Source organism: Janthinobacterium sp. BJB426 (assembly GCF_002735705.1).
Lineage (GTDB): Bacteria > Pseudomonadota > Gammaproteobacteria > Burkholderiales > Burkholderiaceae_D > Janthinobacterium.
This window is the reverse complement of record NZ_PDZL01000018.1, coordinates 48,908-63,476: the sequence shown is the minus strand read 5'-3', so window position 1 is coordinate 63,476 and position 14,569 is coordinate 48,908. Positions and strand designations below refer to the sequence as shown.

The 14,569-nt window shown below is 60.2% G+C and carries 19 protein-coding genes; 11 read left to right on the top strand and 8 right to left on the bottom strand.

Features of this window, described 5'->3' with window-relative positions; translation table 11 throughout:
- Positions 1-19: 19 nt before the first annotated feature.
- The 5 genes from CSQ93_RS23100 (at position 20) to CSQ93_RS23080 (ending at position 5,456) form a co-directional block, all read left to right on the top strand.
- A complete protein-coding gene (locus tag CSQ93_RS23100; protein WP_099380063.1) occupies positions 20-1,000 on the top strand; it encodes a cytochrome d ubiquinol oxidase subunit II in 981 nt (326 codons plus the stop codon).
- 13 nt (positions 1,001-1,013) lie between these two features.
- Positions 1,014-1,934, top strand: coding sequence for a bestrophin family protein (locus tag CSQ93_RS23095; protein ID WP_099380062.1), 921 nt, complete (start codon positions 1,014-1,016; stop codon positions 1,932-1,934).
- 16 nt (positions 1,935-1,950) lie between these two features.
- Positions 1,951-2,796, top strand: a complete 846-nt coding sequence (gene fdhD / locus CSQ93_RS23090) for a formate dehydrogenase accessory sulfurtransferase FdhD (RefSeq protein WP_442778346.1) — start codon at positions 1,951-1,953, stop codon at positions 2,794-2,796.
- Between the two features lie 142 nt (positions 2,797-2,938).
- Positions 2,939-4,432, top strand: coding sequence for a metal-dependent hydrolase family protein (locus CSQ93_RS23085; protein ID WP_233516311.1), 1,494 nt, complete (start codon positions 2,939-2,941; stop codon positions 4,430-4,432).
- A gap of 46 nt (positions 4,433-4,478) precedes the next feature.
- Positions 4,479-5,456 carry a ribonuclease Z gene (locus tag CSQ93_RS23080; protein ID WP_099380061.1) on the top strand — a complete coding sequence of 326 codons (978 nt, stop codon included), beginning with the start codon at positions 4,479-4,481 and terminating at the stop codon, positions 5,454-5,456.
- Here CSQ93_RS23080 and CSQ93_RS23075 read toward each other — a convergent pair.
- Entirely contained in the window at positions 5,443-6,099 is a 657-nt protein-coding gene (locus CSQ93_RS23075; protein ID WP_099380060.1) for a tetratricopeptide repeat protein, read from the bottom strand. The genes CSQ93_RS23080 and CSQ93_RS23075 overlap by 14 nt on opposite strands.
- A 70-nt stretch (positions 6,100-6,169) precedes the next feature.
- Here CSQ93_RS23075 and CSQ93_RS23070 point away from each other — a divergent pair, with 70 nt between their 5' ends.
- Positions 6,170-6,937, top strand: coding sequence for an XAC2610-related protein (locus CSQ93_RS23070; RefSeq protein WP_158301336.1), 768 nt, complete (start codon positions 6,170-6,172; stop codon positions 6,935-6,937).
- Between the two features lie 49 nt (positions 6,938-6,986).
- A complete protein-coding gene (locus tag CSQ93_RS23065) occupies positions 6,987-7,457 on the top strand; it encodes a GNAT family N-acetyltransferase (RefSeq protein WP_099380058.1) in 471 nt (156 codons plus the stop codon).
- On the opposite strand, the gene CSQ93_RS23060 is transcribed toward CSQ93_RS23065, so the two are convergent.
- Positions 7,454-8,071, bottom strand: a complete 618-nt coding sequence (locus CSQ93_RS23060; RefSeq protein ID WP_099380057.1) for a TetR/AcrR family transcriptional regulator — start codon at positions 8,069-8,071, stop codon at positions 7,454-7,456. The two genes, CSQ93_RS23065 and CSQ93_RS23060, sit on opposite strands and share 4 nt — an antisense overlap.
- Before the next feature lie 156 nt (positions 8,072-8,227).
- Here CSQ93_RS23060 and CSQ93_RS23055 point away from each other — a divergent pair, with 156 nt between their 5' ends.
- Positions 8,228-9,463: an MFS transporter gene (locus CSQ93_RS23055; RefSeq protein WP_099380056.1), complete on the top strand. Its 1,236-nt coding sequence runs from the start codon at positions 8,228-8,230 to the stop codon at positions 9,461-9,463.
- 10 nt (positions 9,464-9,473) lie between these two features.
- Here CSQ93_RS23055 and CSQ93_RS23050 read toward each other — a convergent pair whose 3' ends face one another.
- The 4 genes from CSQ93_RS23050 to CSQ93_RS23035 form a co-directional block, all read right to left on the bottom strand.
- Positions 9,474-9,968 (bottom strand): prolyl-tRNA synthetase associated domain-containing protein, encoded by a 495-nt coding sequence (locus tag CSQ93_RS23050; RefSeq protein ID WP_099380055.1) that lies wholly within the window; start codon positions 9,966-9,968, stop codon positions 9,474-9,476.
- Positions 9,969-10,039: 71 nt separating this feature from the next.
- Positions 10,040-10,249 carry a DUF3079 domain-containing protein gene (locus tag CSQ93_RS23045; RefSeq protein ID WP_099380054.1) on the bottom strand — a complete coding sequence of 70 codons (210 nt, stop codon included), beginning with the start codon at positions 10,247-10,249 and terminating at the stop codon, positions 10,040-10,042.
- Between the two features lie 138 nt (positions 10,250-10,387).
- On the bottom strand, positions 10,388-10,846 hold the full coding sequence (locus tag CSQ93_RS23040) for a hypothetical protein (RefSeq protein ID WP_199534482.1): 459 nt from the start codon (positions 10,844-10,846) through the stop codon (positions 10,388-10,390).
- Positions 10,847-10,853: 7 nt separating this feature from the next.
- Entirely contained in the window at positions 10,854-11,309 is a 456-nt protein-coding gene (locus CSQ93_RS23035) for a GNAT family N-acetyltransferase (RefSeq protein ID WP_233516310.1), read from the bottom strand.
- 292 nt (positions 11,310-11,601) lie between these two features.
- Between CSQ93_RS23035 and CSQ93_RS23030 the strand changes: the two genes are divergently transcribed.
- Entirely contained in the window at positions 11,602-11,967 is a 366-nt protein-coding gene (locus CSQ93_RS23030) for a hypothetical protein (RefSeq protein ID WP_099380052.1), read from the top strand.
- Positions 11,968-12,079: 112 nt separating this feature from the next.
- Here the strand turns inward: CSQ93_RS23030 and CSQ93_RS23025 are convergent, their stop codons facing one another.
- The gene (locus CSQ93_RS23025) at positions 12,080-12,472 is read right to left on the bottom strand and encodes a GFA family protein (protein WP_099380051.1); all 393 of its coding nucleotides are present in this window, start codon (positions 12,470-12,472) and stop codon (positions 12,080-12,082) included.
- Positions 12,473-12,998: 526 nt separating this feature from the next.
- On the opposite strand from CSQ93_RS23025, the gene CSQ93_RS29810 reads away from it, so the two are divergent.
- Entirely contained in the window at positions 12,999-13,256 is a 258-nt protein-coding gene (locus CSQ93_RS29810) for a YjhX family toxin (RefSeq protein WP_099380050.1), read from the top strand.
- A 33-nt stretch (positions 13,257-13,289) separates the two neighbouring features.
- A complete protein-coding gene (locus tag CSQ93_RS23015; protein ID WP_099380049.1) occupies positions 13,290-13,796 on the top strand; it encodes a GNAT family N-acetyltransferase in 507 nt (168 codons plus the stop codon).
- A gap of 486 nt (positions 13,797-14,282) precedes the next feature.
- Here CSQ93_RS23015 and CSQ93_RS23010 read toward each other — a convergent pair whose 3' ends face one another.
- Positions 14,283-14,555 carry a DUF4242 domain-containing protein gene (locus CSQ93_RS23010; protein ID WP_099380048.1) on the bottom strand — a complete coding sequence of 91 codons (273 nt, stop codon included), beginning with the start codon at positions 14,553-14,555 and terminating at the stop codon, positions 14,283-14,285.
- Positions 14,556-14,569: the final 14 nt, after the last annotated feature.

Genomic DNA, 14,569 nt, shown 5'->3' with positions numbered 1-14,569 from the left:
ATCTGACTAGGAGTTTGTAATGGATATCAATTCGCATGCCATGCTGGGCAATGCCTGGTTCGGCCTGATCGGCCTGATGCTGATCTTTTACGTGGTCACGGACGGCTTCGACCTGGGCGTGGGCATCCTCAGCCTGTTCACCCGCCGCGAGCAGGAGCGCAACCTGATCTTTCAATCGATCGCCCACGTGTGGGACGCCAACGAAACCTGGCTGGTGGTGGTGGGCGGCGCCCTGTTCGGCGCCTTTCCCAGCGCCTACGCCACCTTGCTGGAAGGGCTGTACATTCCCATCATGCTGCTGATCGCCAGCCTGATCATGCGCGGCGCCTCGATCGAGTTCCGCCATGCGGCCGGCAACAAGCGCCTGTGGGACCTGATCTTCGGCGTGGGCAGCCTGCTGGCCGCCGTGGCGCAGGGCGTGGTGCTGGGCGAGGTCATCACGGGATTGCAGCCGGGATGGCTGAGCGGCATCTTCACGGCCTGCACGGCGCTGGGCGTGGTGGCCGGCTATTGCCTTCTGGGCAGCACTTATCTGATCAAGAAGACGGGCGGCCAGCTGGAAGCGGCAGCGCGCCGCTACGCCATGGCCAGCGTGCTGGCGACTGTCGCGGCCGCCATCGTGCTGTCGGCCGGCACCATGGTATTCAGCGCCATCGGCCACGACCGCTGGGCGCAGCCGGGCGTGTTCGGCGTGCTGCTGGCCCTGGCCGCCATCGCCGCCAGCGCCTTCATCTACATCCTGTGGGCCGTGCACGTGAACGGCGTGCGCGGCCCGTTTCGCGGCGCCATCGTGCTGTTCCTGGCGTCGTTCGCGGGCCTGGCCATCAGCTTCTTCCCCGATCTGGTGCCGGGCAAGCTGAGCATCGCGTCGGCTGCATCCGATGAGCCGACCCTGATCTTCATGCTGATCGGCATGGGTTCCATGCTGCCGATCATGATCGGCTACAACCTGTTCCAATACTACGTCTTCGAGGGCAAAGTCGTGCCCCAGAAGCATTGAGCGGCATCACATCATGATCATTCGGCCTACCACCAACTGGTTTCGCATGCTGTTTGTCTGGGATGGCTCGGTGCTGCAAGCCATCATCCCGCAATTGCTGCTGATGCTGGTCGTCAGTTCGCTGGCCCTGCTGACGGATGGCCGCATCTTCGGCGTCAAGATTCCACTCGATACGGCGCCGTTTCCCATGGTCGGCATCAGCCTGGCGATCTTCCTCGGCTTTCGCAACAATGCCAGCTATGCGCGCTTCGTCGAGGCGCGGCATATCTGGGGGCAATTGCTGATCGCCGCGCGGGCCCTTGCTTCGCAGGCGCTCACGTATCTGCCACAGGAGACGAGCGGCCTCGACCACCAGTTGCTGCTGCGCCGCCTGATCGCTTTCGTGTATGCACTCAAGCACCAGTTGCGCCAGACGGACCCGCAGGAAGACCTGGCGCGCTTCCTGCCGGCCGAGGATGTGCAGCGCTTGCAGGGCGTCAACTTCAAGCCTGTCGCCGTGCTCCATTCCGTGCGCGCCATGCTGCACGACGCCGTGCAGCACCAGCCGGGCCAGACCCAGCTGCTGTGGATGCTCGACACCCAGCTCAACGACCTGGCCGCCACCGTGGCCGGCTGCGAGCGTATCAAGAACACGCCGATACCGTATCCGTACGGCGTGCTGGTGCACCGCACCGTCTACATGTACTGTTTTTTACTGCCGCTGGGCCTGGTGGACGCCATCGGCGTGGCCACGCCCCTCATTTCCGTCTTTGTCGCCTACACCCTGTTTGCGCTGGAAGCCATCGCGCAGCAGATCGCCGAACCGTTCGGCCTGGCGCCCAACTGCCTGGCCCTGAACGCCATGACGCGGGAAACGGAACGCTCGCTGCTGGAATTGCATGGCGACCCGCTGCCGCCTTCGATACGGCCTTGTCCGCGCTATCAAATCAATTAACGGGAGAACACACATCATGGAATGCGACATCACCACCATCGAACGCGACGGTTATCTGGAAGTTCCCATGGTGCGCCACCAGGCCGGCGTGGCCACGGCGGGCCACGACATGGTGGCCGAGGAGTATCCCGTGGCCCTCGTCTACAACGGCATCGCCCACGCGGTGATGATGGCCACGCCGCGCGACCTCGAGGAATTCGCCGTCGGCTTTACCTTGACCGAAGGCATCGTCGGCAGCGTGCGCGATATCTACGACCTCGACGTGTGCTGCGGCGCGGACAGCGCGGAAGTGCGGCTGACCATCGCCCAGCCGGATTTGATCAAGCTCAAGGCCCGCCGCCGCGCGCTGACGGGGCGCACGGGTTGCGGCGTGTGCGGCATCGAAAGCCTGTCCCTGCTGGACCTGGTGCCGGAAAAGATCACGCGCCCCCTGCCGCCGCTGGTCGCCAGCAGCGCCATCCTCGGCCGCGCCGCGCGCGAACTGCTGCCCTACCAGGAATTGATGCACAAGACGGGCGGCGTGCATGCGGCCGCCTGGTGCACGGCCGAGGGCGCCATCGTGAAAGTGTTCGAGGACGTGGGCCGGCATAACGGCCTGGATAAACTGATCGGCTACCTGGCGCTGCACCGCATCGCCATGCACGACGGCTTCGTCTTCCTGTCCAGCCGCGCCAGCTATGAACTGGTGCGCAAGTCGGCGCGCATGCATATCGGGCTCGTCGCCACCATCTCGGCGCCCACCTCGCTGGCCATCCGCATCGCGCGCCAGGCCGGCATGCAGCTGGCCAGCTTTTGCCGCCGCGACGGCTTTGTCGATTACACGACGGGCGAAAGGGGAAATAGCGGCCAGCATGCACCTTGAACAGCCGATGCTACATTCTTTGCCGTAAAGCAAGTGCACGCTTGACTTGCCGCCGCTGCAGGCCAACTATGACAATAGTTTCCTATTGTTAACTTTGCCTGCAGCCACATGCTGGCGCGGCAGCGATGAAAGGATGGCGGCGATGGCCCTGGCACAAGAGCAGCATCTGATGGATACGTGGCAAACGGGCGGCTTGAAGCCGCGTGCCTGCGATTGCGGCGGCACCGTCTTCACCATCCTGCACCAGCGGGTGATGGCGGACATGCGGCGCCGCCAGTTTCTCGGTGGCACGGCCGCCATGCTGGCGCCGTTCATCGGCTTGTCCACCGGCAACGCCGTCGCCCAGCAGCCGCAAACGCCCCAGCGCCCCCTGCTGCTGACCAATCTGCGCCTGTTCGACGGCACGGGCAAGACGCCCCGCTCCGGTATCCACGTGCTGGTGACAGGCCCGACCATTACCGCCCTGTTGCCGGCCGGCGAGAAGGTGGAAGGCGCGCACGTCATCGATTGCCAGGGCAAGCTGGTGATGCCGGGCCTGATCGACGCCCACTGGCACACCATGCTGGCCGCCATCAACCAGGTGACGGCCATGACGTCCGACGTTGGCTATCTGTATCTGGTGGCGGCGCAGGAAGCGCAGCGCACCCTGCTGCGCGGCTTTACCTCCGTGCGCGATCCTGGCGGCCCCGCCTTTGCTTTACAACGCGCCATCGATGAAGGCATCGTCGACGGTCCGCGCATCTTCCCCTCGGGCGCCATGATTTCGCAAACCTCGGGCCATGGCGACTTCCGCCTGCGCTCGGAGATTCCCCGCGCGGCCAACGCGCCGCTGGGCATGGCGGAAACGGCGGGCATGGCCATGATCGCCGATGGCGAGGCGGAAGTGCTGCGCCGCGTGCGCGAGCAGCTGATGCTGGGCGCGACGCAAATCAAGATGATGGCCGGCGGCGGCGTCGCGTCGATGTACGACCCGCTCGACAGCACGCAATATTCGGAACGCGAACTGCGCGCCGGCGTGGAAGCGGCCGCCGACTGGGGCACGTATGTGATGACCCACGTCTACACGCCGAAAGGCATACAGCGGGCCATCCGCGCAGGCGTGCGCAGCATCGAACATGGCCAGCTGGCGGACGACGATGCCGTGCGCCTGATGCGCGACACGGGCACGTGGTGGAGCCTGCAGCCTTTCCTGCAAGACGCGGATGCGAATGTCTACCCCGATGCGGCGCGCAAGGCCAGCCAAACCATCGTATCCGAAGGCACGGTGAAGGCGTATGCGCTGGCGCAAAAGTACGGCATCAGGACGGGCTGGGGCACGGACATCCTGTTCAGCGCGAAAAACACGCCCACGCAGGGCCGCCAACTGGCGAAACTCACGCGCTTTTACGATCCCCTGACCTTGCTGGCACAGGCGACGGGGCAGAATGGCGAACTGCTGGCCCTGTCCGGCCAGCGCTCGCCCTATCCGGGCACTCTGGGCAAGCTGGCCGTGGGCGCGTTTGCCGACTTGCTGGTGGCCGATGGCGATCCCACGAAGAACCTCGATTTCCTCGCCCAGCCGGAAGAAAGCCTGCTGCTGATCATGAAGAACGGGCGCATCTACAAGGACAAATTGAGCGCGCCACGGGCAAGCTGAAGGCTGGCGCGTTGGCAACAGCGATGGCTTGCCGCATAATGCGCCCATGTTCAAACTGACTTTTCTCGGCACGTCTTCCGGCGTGCCCACGCGCCACCGCAACGTCACGTCGCTGGCCCTGCAAACCACGCACAACCGCGACTGGTGGATGATCGATTGCGGCGAAGCCACGCAGCACCGGCTGCAGCGCCTGCCCCTGTCCGTGCACGACCTGGTGGGCATCTGCATCACCCACGTGCATGGCGACCACAGCTATGGGCTGCCTGGCTTGCTGGCCAGCGCCTCGATGACGGGACGCAAGAAGCCCTTGCTGCTGATCGCCCCGGCCGCCATCAAGGCCTGGATCGACGCCACCCTGCTGCACACGGAACTGTTTTTGACGTACCCCTTGGTTCATATCGACGTGGACAGCGCGCCAGTCGTGCATGAGGAAGCGGGCTTGACCATCTCACGCCATGCGTTGTCGCACCGCGCCCCGAGCGTCGGTTATCGTTTTGCGCTGGAAACAAGCAGGTGGAAGCTGGACAAGATGGCCCTGCAGGCAGCCGGCGTGCCGCCCGGCCCCGCCTGGGGACTCTTGCAGGCTGGCCAGGATGCGATCCTGGACGATGGCACGGTATTGAACGCCGCCACCTTCCGCCAGACGGACACGCAGCGCGCCACGGTGGTGATTGGCGGCGACAACGACACGCCAGCGTTGCTGACGGACGCCTGTGCCGGCGCGCAACTGCTCGTGCATGAAGCCACCTACACGGAAGCCATGCTGCAGAAAGTGGGCCCCGGCCCCACGCACAGTTCCGTGCAGCGCGTGGCGCAGTTCGCCGAAGCCGCCCGCTTGCCGAACCTGATCCTCACCCACTTCAGCGCCCGCTATCACCATGCGGACGGCATGGCCGAGCTGGAAGCGGAAGCCCGGCTGCATTACTCGGGTGAACTATTCCTCGCGCGCGATTTCGACAGCTATGAACTCGATGCGGCAGGTGTGCTCAGCAAGCTGCCGGCAAAGAAATCTAGTGGGGATTGACGCCATACTGCGCCGCATACTCTGCCGCCAGCGCGCGCGCCGCCTGCTGCTGTGACGGCGTGAGGATTTCCAGCAACTGGTCGCGGTTCTTGATCGATTGTGCGCTGCCCGCCTCGGCCGGCATGGCGATCCACGCATACGCCTGCACGTAGTCGAGTTCCACGCCCTGCCCTTGCGCGTACAGCAAGCCGTATTCGTTCTGCGCCGACAGGGAACCGGCTTCGGCCGCCTGCTTGTACCAGAAGGCCGCCTCGGCGAAGTCTTGCGGCACATCAACCCCCTTGCGGTAGGCCTGCGCCAGGTTGAATTGCGACTGGCCATCGCCCGCCTCGGCCGCCTGGCGGCCATACGCGAGCGATTGCGCCATGTCTTGCGCGACGCCATCACCGCTCGCATACATCAGGGCCAGATTGGCCAGCGACGGCGGAAAGCCCGCCTGCGCGGCTGCCGTGAACAGTTCCACCGCTTTCGGCAAGTCTTGCGTCACGCCATGGCCCTGGTAATACAGGCTGGCCAATAAATGCTGGCCGGCAGGATCGCCGGTGCGCGCAGCCGCGTCGAATTGCCTGAATGCCTCGGCGTGCTGACCGTCGTTATAAGCGAGAATGCCCGCTTCATTCAAAGATTCGGGAGAGGATGTCATCAGAATTCCTTATTCGGGGATTTTTGGGCATTGTACACAGCACTGTTCCGCGCAGAATGCACGATAGGGAATGGTGTGGCACATTGCCCAAATCATGCGTTATCATCATTCTCCGCCCGATATAATCGGGGCATTGTGCCCTACATTTGGGGCCCGATATCCGCCCAAGAATAACGCCATGAAATTGATTGTTCTGCTTTTATCCCTGATTTCCACCTCGGTTTATGGCGGCACCTTGCACCTGGACAAAGCCGCGACAGGCAAAGTACGGCAAGCGGCCGATATCCGCTATGCGAATCACGATGAAAAACAGACGTACCAGCTGAAAATCGGGAAGCAGTGGATACCTGGAAGTTGCAGCACCAGCGGCACGGGCAATTTGCATGCGCTGCTGGTCGACATGAATTTCGACGGCCATGCCGACCTGTGGGTTACCGGTTACACGGATAGCCAGGGACGCATCCGCTGTTCCGATGTATGGCTGTGGGATGCGCCGGCGAAGCAATACCGTTTCAATCAACCCATGTCTGCCATTCCGAATCTGGATATCAGCACAGCCGATCAAAAAATCGAAGGCGGCATCCCCAATTGCGGCTGCGCCGCGCAATGTTTTTATGAAGACAGCTATGCGTGGCGGACTGACAAATTAATCACCACTGCCCGGCGCGAACAGGATTGCGAGCGCTATCGGGAATACCGCTTGAATGAAAAAGACGCCTTGATCATCGTCAAGGATGAAATCATCGATAGCGGCAATCCCGGCCAGCAGGCCATCGAGAATACAAAAGTAGTTGACTGGCAGCGTCACGCGAAAATCATGCGCAAACCTTGGGAATGATATTTATCCTGTCCTGCCCGCCATTCATCCGACACCATCGAGTTAATACATGACGACACACCCAGCATCGATTACCTTCCATCCCGCCAGGGCGGAAGACACCCCGGCCTTTATCGCCTTGCGCGGCAAGACGCGGCAAAACGCCGTTTCCGAGGAACGCCTGGCGGAAGTGGGCATCACGGCCGTCACCTGGGCGGAAATGATGCGCTCGGGAAGCCTGCCTGGCCAGGCCTGCCATCACGACGGCCAGCTGGTAGGCTACTGCTTTGGCGAGCGCGACACGGGCGAAATCATCGTCCTGGCCCTGCTGCCGGAATTCGAAGGCTTAGGCATCGGCAAGACCTTGCTGGAACTGGTGATGACGGAACTGCGCGCGCAGGGCCACCAGCGGCTATTCCTCGGCTGCTCCAGCGATCCCGCTTCGCGCTCCTACGGCTTTTACCGTTACCTGGGCTGGACGGCGACGGGCGAGACGGACAAGTATGGCGACGATGTGCTGGAGTTTCGCTTTACGGCCTAGGTTGTCAAACGGTTGGCATCCCACACGCGCATGATGTGCGTGATGGCAGCGTCAAACACGGCGTAGCCAACGCCATCGCGGGCCTGAATCGACACGCCCGATAAAAAGCTGTCGAAGACGGACGCCAGCGCGCTCGCGTCCGTACCCGCTGGCAATTCGCCGCTGGCCATGCCCCGCTCCACGCAATGCACGAAACCGGCGCGGGTGCGGGCGCGCGACGCGGTGAGGGGCGCGGCCACGGCCGCATGCTCGGCCGTCGGCGCGCTCATGCAGCCGAGCGCCACCATGCAGCCGGGCGGATGTCCCGGCTCGGACTGCATGCTGGCCGACTGGCGCAAGGCCAGCTCGATGGCCGCGCGCGGCGCCAGGCCATCGTCCCACAGGCATTCCGTCACGCGGGCAAACGTGTCCAGATAGCATTGCGCCGCTTCGCGGAACAGCGCTTCCTTCGAGCCGAACGCCGCATAAAAGCTGGGCGCGGAAATGCCGCCGCCCAGGCTCGCCTTGAGCTGGCTCAAGGAAGTCGATTCATATCCCTGCTGCCAGAATAAAAACATGGCCTGCTCGACCGCTGCCTGCCGGTCGAACGTGCGCGGCCGTCCCATTTGCGCCATCCATCGCTCCTTCTCATCTACTCATGTGCCACTTACATACTACTCGATACAGAAGTCGTTGACAACGCGGTACGCCATCGCCTATATTTATACCGATCGATACATATATACCGCTATAACGGTCGGGGGATTCCTGCGCCCGATTACTTGACAAGGATGTTTGCCGTGAATCACGCTACGCTCACCACCGGAACCAGCCCTGCGCTGGCCGATCGCCTCCCCGTCGCCGGCCTGCTGGCCCTGGCCATGACGGGTTTTATCTGCATCGTCACGGAAACCTTGCCCGCCGGCCTGCTGCCGCAGATCAGCGCGGGCCTCGGCGTCAGCGCCGCGCTGGCCGGGCAAATGGTCACGGCCTATGCGCTCGGCTCCCTGCTGGCAGCCATTCCGCTCACCATCGCCACGCGCGGCTGGCGCCGCCGCAACGTGCTGCTGCTGACCATCATCGGCTTTCTCGCGTTCAATACCGTCACGGCCCTGTCGTCCCACTACTGGCTGACCCTCGCGGCCCGTTTCTTTGCCGGCATGGCGGCCGGACTGGCGTGGAGCTTGCTGGCAGGCTATGCGCGGCGCATGGTGGCGCCCCGCCAGCAAGGCCGCGCCCTGGCGCTGGCCATGGTGGGCGCGCCCGTCGCCCTGTCCCTGGGCGTACCGCTGGGCACCTTGCTTGGTTCGCTGGTCGGCTGGCGCGCCGCGTTCTGGATCATTTCCGCCCTGACATTGATCCTGATCGCCTGGGTGCTGGCGAAGGTGCCTGACTATCCGGGACTATCCGTCCATGAACGCCTGCCCCTGCGCCGCGTCTTCACGACGCCGGGCGTGCGCCCCGTGCTGGCCGTCGTCATCGCCTGGATGCTGGCGCACAACATTCTCTACACCTACATTGCCCCGTTCGTGGCGCCGGCCGGATTGACGCAGCGGGTCGACCTGGTGCTGCTCGTCTTCGGCGCCGCCGCCATGGCCGGCATCTGGATCACGGGCCGGCTGGTCGAGCGCCACCTGCGCGCAACCGTGCTGGCCAGCCTGGCCGTGTTCGCCGCGACGGCCCTCGTGCTGGGCCTCGCAGTGCACCTTCCCTTTGTGATCTACCTGGGCATGGCCGTCTGGGGCCTGAGCTTTGGCGGCGCGGCCACCCTGTTGCAAACGGCGCTGGCGGACACGGCCGGCAGCGGCGCCGACGTGGCCTTGTCGATGAATGTGGTGGCGTGGAATGGGGCGATTGCCGCCGCGGGCGTGGTGGGCGGCGCCTTGCTGGAAACCTGGGGTGCCGGCGCCTTCCCGTGGGCCATGGTGGCTTTGCTCGTGCTGGCCTTCCTCGTCGCCTGGTCGGCCCGCGCGCACGGCTTCCGGCCGGGACGGCGCAGCGGCGGCGCGCCCGTGGCCGGGCATTGAAACGGTGCTTTCAGATCGCCGCCGGCACGTCCAGAATACGGGGAACGTGCCCCGTATAGGCAAGGAAATTGACCAGAGTGGCATGCGACAGCGCCACTGTCGCCGTGTTGCGCAGCGGATGGGCTTGCACAGCATCCGCTTCCCACACGACCTGGTCCAGTACCAGTTCCACCGCCTGCACGTTGTCGTGGATTAGCGCAAACAGGCTGACGGAACCGGGCGTGATGCCCAGGTGCAGCAACAGGCGTTCGGGCGAGGCCATGCTCAGCTTACTTGCTGGCAATAGACGCCCCAGCGCCGCCAGGTCGATGCGCTTGTCAAAGGGCACGATGACGAGAAAATGCCGGCGGCCCTTTTCATCGCGCACGAATAGATTCTTGACCATCAGGCCAGGCATGGCTGGCACGTGCACCAGTGCTTCATCGATCGTGTGCACGGCCGGGTGCTCGACGAATTGGCAATCGCCGGCGCTGCTTGCCAGCCAACTGGACAGGATCTCTTGCATGGGTATTTCCTCAGCTCGGATGAATGGGCGATGAGGCGATTGTAGCGGCGCGCCATGTGGTGCGCTTGTCGTCAGGGCTTGTGCTCGTCCTGGTCGTCCTGGTCGTCCTTGTCGGCCGCCTCTAGTCCCCAGTCATTCCAGCCTTCGCCAAACAGCTCGATCGGATGCTGCGTGCGCTCGGAACCATTGCCGCAGCGCATGGCGTCCGGCGGACAATACTTGTCGCAACCCCAGCAGATGCGTTCGGGGTTCTTGGGGTTTAAGGGAAAAGGCTTGGCCATCGGCGGCGATCGTGGTCAGTTGAGGGTTCCTTGTAGACTCTAGACCTGGCACGGGGGGCGGTCAAACGAATTTCGGCTGGGAACTTGTCCGATATCAAGCTTGTGCAGATAGTGGAGCATCGGCATGGCGCCGTGCCCCTACTCCTGATCTTTTCTGACGGATATGGCCACTTCCAGCACGGTTCGCGCGTAATGTATCCCGCAGTCGACAGCCGGCTGCGCCTTCAGCTCATCCAGCACGTAGACCATCGTCACCATGGCGCCAGGCACGAACAGCCTGGTGTCCTGCTTGTGATTCGTGTAGATGCTTTCGTCGACTGTCGAGCCATCCGCCAGGCGCAAGGTGAAGCTGTTGACCTGATCGCCACGGCGGCTGTCCTGGCCCGCGAAATACGTTCGTTCGATGCTGCCCGTCAAGGTTTGCGTCTGGAGGCGTTTGGCCTCGATGCTTTCCCACCAGGCTTCGGAAGCGAACAGGCCGTGACTGCCTTTCAGGCCCATGTGGGGTCTGGAACTGTCGCGGGTGAGGGACTGGGTTTTGGCGACGCGGCTGGGGTCTTTTGCCAGGGCTTCGGCAAGGGTGTAGACGGGTTTCATAGGGCGCTCAATATTTGCGCCGGATGACGTAGGCATTGCCGGCAGGCTCAAAACCGAGCGTCGGATAGTAAGACATGGCATCCGGGGCGGAGAGCAGTATCAAGGAGACTTCGTCGCCGATGATAGCCTGAGTGCGCTTGACAAGTTCCTTGCCGATACCCAGCCCCTGGTACTGCTTGTTGACGGCCAGATCCGATAGATAGCAGCAGTAGGCATAGTCCGTCAGTGACCGGGCCAGACCCACAAGCTCATTATCCACCCAGGCCGACAGCAAAAGGCAAGGCGCAGCGAACATGCGCGCGATTCTCGGGAGATTGTCGGTAGTACGCTTGATTCCGGATTGATCGAAGACACGCACGACATCGAGCGGATCGAGGGGAAAGTTGTGACGATATTCTACGGTGATGTTTTTCATGGTTTTAAAGGTGGCAGGTAATTGGGCGCAGCTTGTTTCTGCAAACATTGCTCATATTGGCATATGCATTAATAGTATGCCAGTTGCGGGGGCGAGAAGGCTGTTCCCGTCCCCGCCACGCATCTGACGCTCATTCAAATGCCCGGAACTTCAGGAAACGCGGGCCTTCATACGCCACCTCGCAATCAAATAGGAATCCTGCCAGCAAACGAACGAGCTGCGGTAGCTTGTGTGACAATGCACACACTGGAAATGTGGAACCTTCCATATCTCTATTTGATATCAAACAGACTTGGTAAGGATTGTAAATATGTGGGTACCGTTACGATTGAATAAACGCATGTACACCTCCTTTGTTGCCGCCCTTTTTCTTGTTGCTGGTGCCTCATCAGCACTCGCTGGCACGCTTGACGAAGACCGGACACGCGGTGACATCCATGGCTTGTTTGAGATCAGGGATGCAGCAGTACAGTTCATGGCAGCTGAAAATGCAAAAAATGGAACAAGTTGGCAAGTCCTGGAGCCGAACCGGAAGATTCTGGTAACGAAATGCGCGGTAGCGTTGCGTGTGCAATGGGTTCCGAAAAGCCATGGCCTGTCCGGACCGAATGTTGCTGTGATTTGCGCCAAGACCGTCAAGCCCACGATACAAGATAAATGGGAAGTGTTTGTGCCGATCGCCAAGGGGCCGGTGGCGCATAAATGATCAGCTCGCGAGGGTATGGCTGGAGGAGCCATCCTGACAGCAACCGATCATCGGAATTCTTCGGAGTGTCATGAATGCGATAAAAAAACCAGTCAGATGACTGGTTTTTTTATTATGTCGGACTTTCTTGAAACTGTTTGGCATTATCACAAATTTCATACCATGCAGGCTTGGAGCCAACATGCACATGAAATTGTATTCTTACCTCAGGGTCATCATCCAGGCAGTTAAGCGATATTGGAAATGAATCGCTCTCTGAGCCAATCTCCCCAAAAGAAGTCCCGCATTTCTTGCAAAAAGTTCTAGCGTACTTAAAAGGAGCCTCTGGCTCATATCGTTGAATAAATTCCCGCCCCTCCAGCAAGGTAAATGCATTTTTATCCACGAAGGCCAGGGCACTCGCTCCGGCCTTCCGGCAACGCGAACAGTGACACATGCCCATCATGCCTGGGGGTGAGGCCAATTCAAACTTTACTGAGCCACAGCAGCAACTGCCTTTGATCATGAGGTGTCCTTTTTGAACGTTGACACTGTATTTTTACACAGTACTTCTCGACAAACAAGACACATAGGGAGGAATTTTTTCAGCACCGAAACGAGGGGCTGTTCCGCCATTCAGACGCGGAGCGATGCGCTGGATGCCGTGAAAGCTGGCTCAGTCGAAAAGCGAATGAGGAGCAGGTGGATGCGGGGTGGACTTGGCTGGAAAGCCCAGCCCTTCGAATCTCACACCGACAACGCTACCTACGCATGGACATCGGTTAAATCGTGCTCCACCGAAATCATCGTATATCCAAGCACCTTGAGCCTTGACAAGAAAATTACACCAGCGTAGAATTAATTTGCCCTAATTTTAGGCAGCTCTTCTTTCAGATTTCATAAGGCTTGTATGTTGGAGATTGCAGTAATCCGATAACCAAAATTCTTCTTTAGCAAGAAGCTTTGGTTATCAATGCGCAAAAATACTTGGCGTGCACCTGCTGGTGCCTGCTGATTCTGCACATTCAGATTACTGAGTTAGGATTTCCAACATGAACATTTCCAAGCCGGAACAACGGACTCTTCACGTTCTCGCAAAAGGTAGTCGTATCGCTCATATACGCGATATGTCAGGCCGCATCACATCTGTCGAATGCTACACCCGCGACGGCCATGTACTGTCAGATTGCACAGTAGCTACTTTCACAAAGCTCAAGACGAAGCGCTTGATCAAGTCTACAAATGGTCAACCATATCAAATCAATGCGACCGGACTTCGATCCGTACGCGCACAGCTCGACAACCGCTAACTTTTTAGTTATCTACACCAAGGAAAAACCAAAATGACCATCAAGATCAGCACAGAGCGTGCGGAGCATATCAATGCCATTACCCTGCTGACAGAAGCGGCCTTTCAAAACGAAGAGCACTCAAGCCACACTGAGCAATTTATCGTTAATGCATTGCGGGATTCCGGTCAATTAACGATATCATTAGTGGCAGTAGATGGAGCGTCCATCGTAGGCCATGTCGCAGTCTCACCAGTTACAATTTCTTCGGGTGATACTGGATGGTACGGTCTTGGGCCTATTTCAGTTTCTCCTGAACGCCAAGGACAGGGGATAGGCTCGCAGTTGATGAAGGCCGCGCTGAAAGAACTTCAACACTTGGGGACGACCGGGTGCGTCGTGCTCGGCAACCCGGCTTACTATGGACGTTTTGGGTTCAAGGCGCATCCAGGCCTTATTCTGCCAGGAGTCCCGCAGGAATACTTTCAGGCAACGTCGTTTGGCAGCAAAATACCCTGTGGTGACGTTAAATTCCACGAGGCATTCAACGCCACAGAGTAAGCATAAGCAATTACCTGAGCGGGAGCCGGTGTCAAAAAAACGCATTCTTGCGTTACCAGGGCATGCCTGCAACCACTGGAATGTTATGCGGCGTCGCCCCCCCCCCACTGGCTCCGCCACTGAATTGTTTAAAATCAAGTAGTTAGCAACAAGAAGGCTGTCATTATCTGGGGTATTTTTGGGCTATTCTCGCCTGGGAATGACAACAAAATGGCAGCCTTTTATCGCCGCTCCCTGCATTGTGGTCGCGAGGGTCATCCCGACATTCAGACACGGACTGATGCGTTGGGCGCAGCAAAAGCTGGCTCAGTCGAAACTGACGACAGCCACGAACGCGCGCCACCGGTGCGTAAACGGTATCCACCGGCATACCCTCTCCAAAGCGCAAGCCCGAACTATCCTCGCGAGCGTATGCCCCAGCCACATCCAGCATTAACAGAGTGAAACTCCGCCAGGAACGGGACTAACGTACTTTGTTGGGCGGCCCTATTCCGCCGTAGTCGGGTCAATTACTGAAATGACTTCCGACACGCGGTTTGCAGGGAAGCCTCCTTGCTGGGCATGTTCGCGAACCAGTTCCTCATTTGCAGCGATGTAAACACAGTAGATTTTATCGCCAGTAACATAACTTTGGAGCCATTGAATTTGTGGGCCCATCTTGTTTAGTACACCGCATGATTTCTGCGAAATGGCTCGAAGTTCTTGCTCTGATAACTTGCCAGCCCCGGGAATATCACGCTCAATAACGTACTTTGGCATAGCACTCTCCTTAT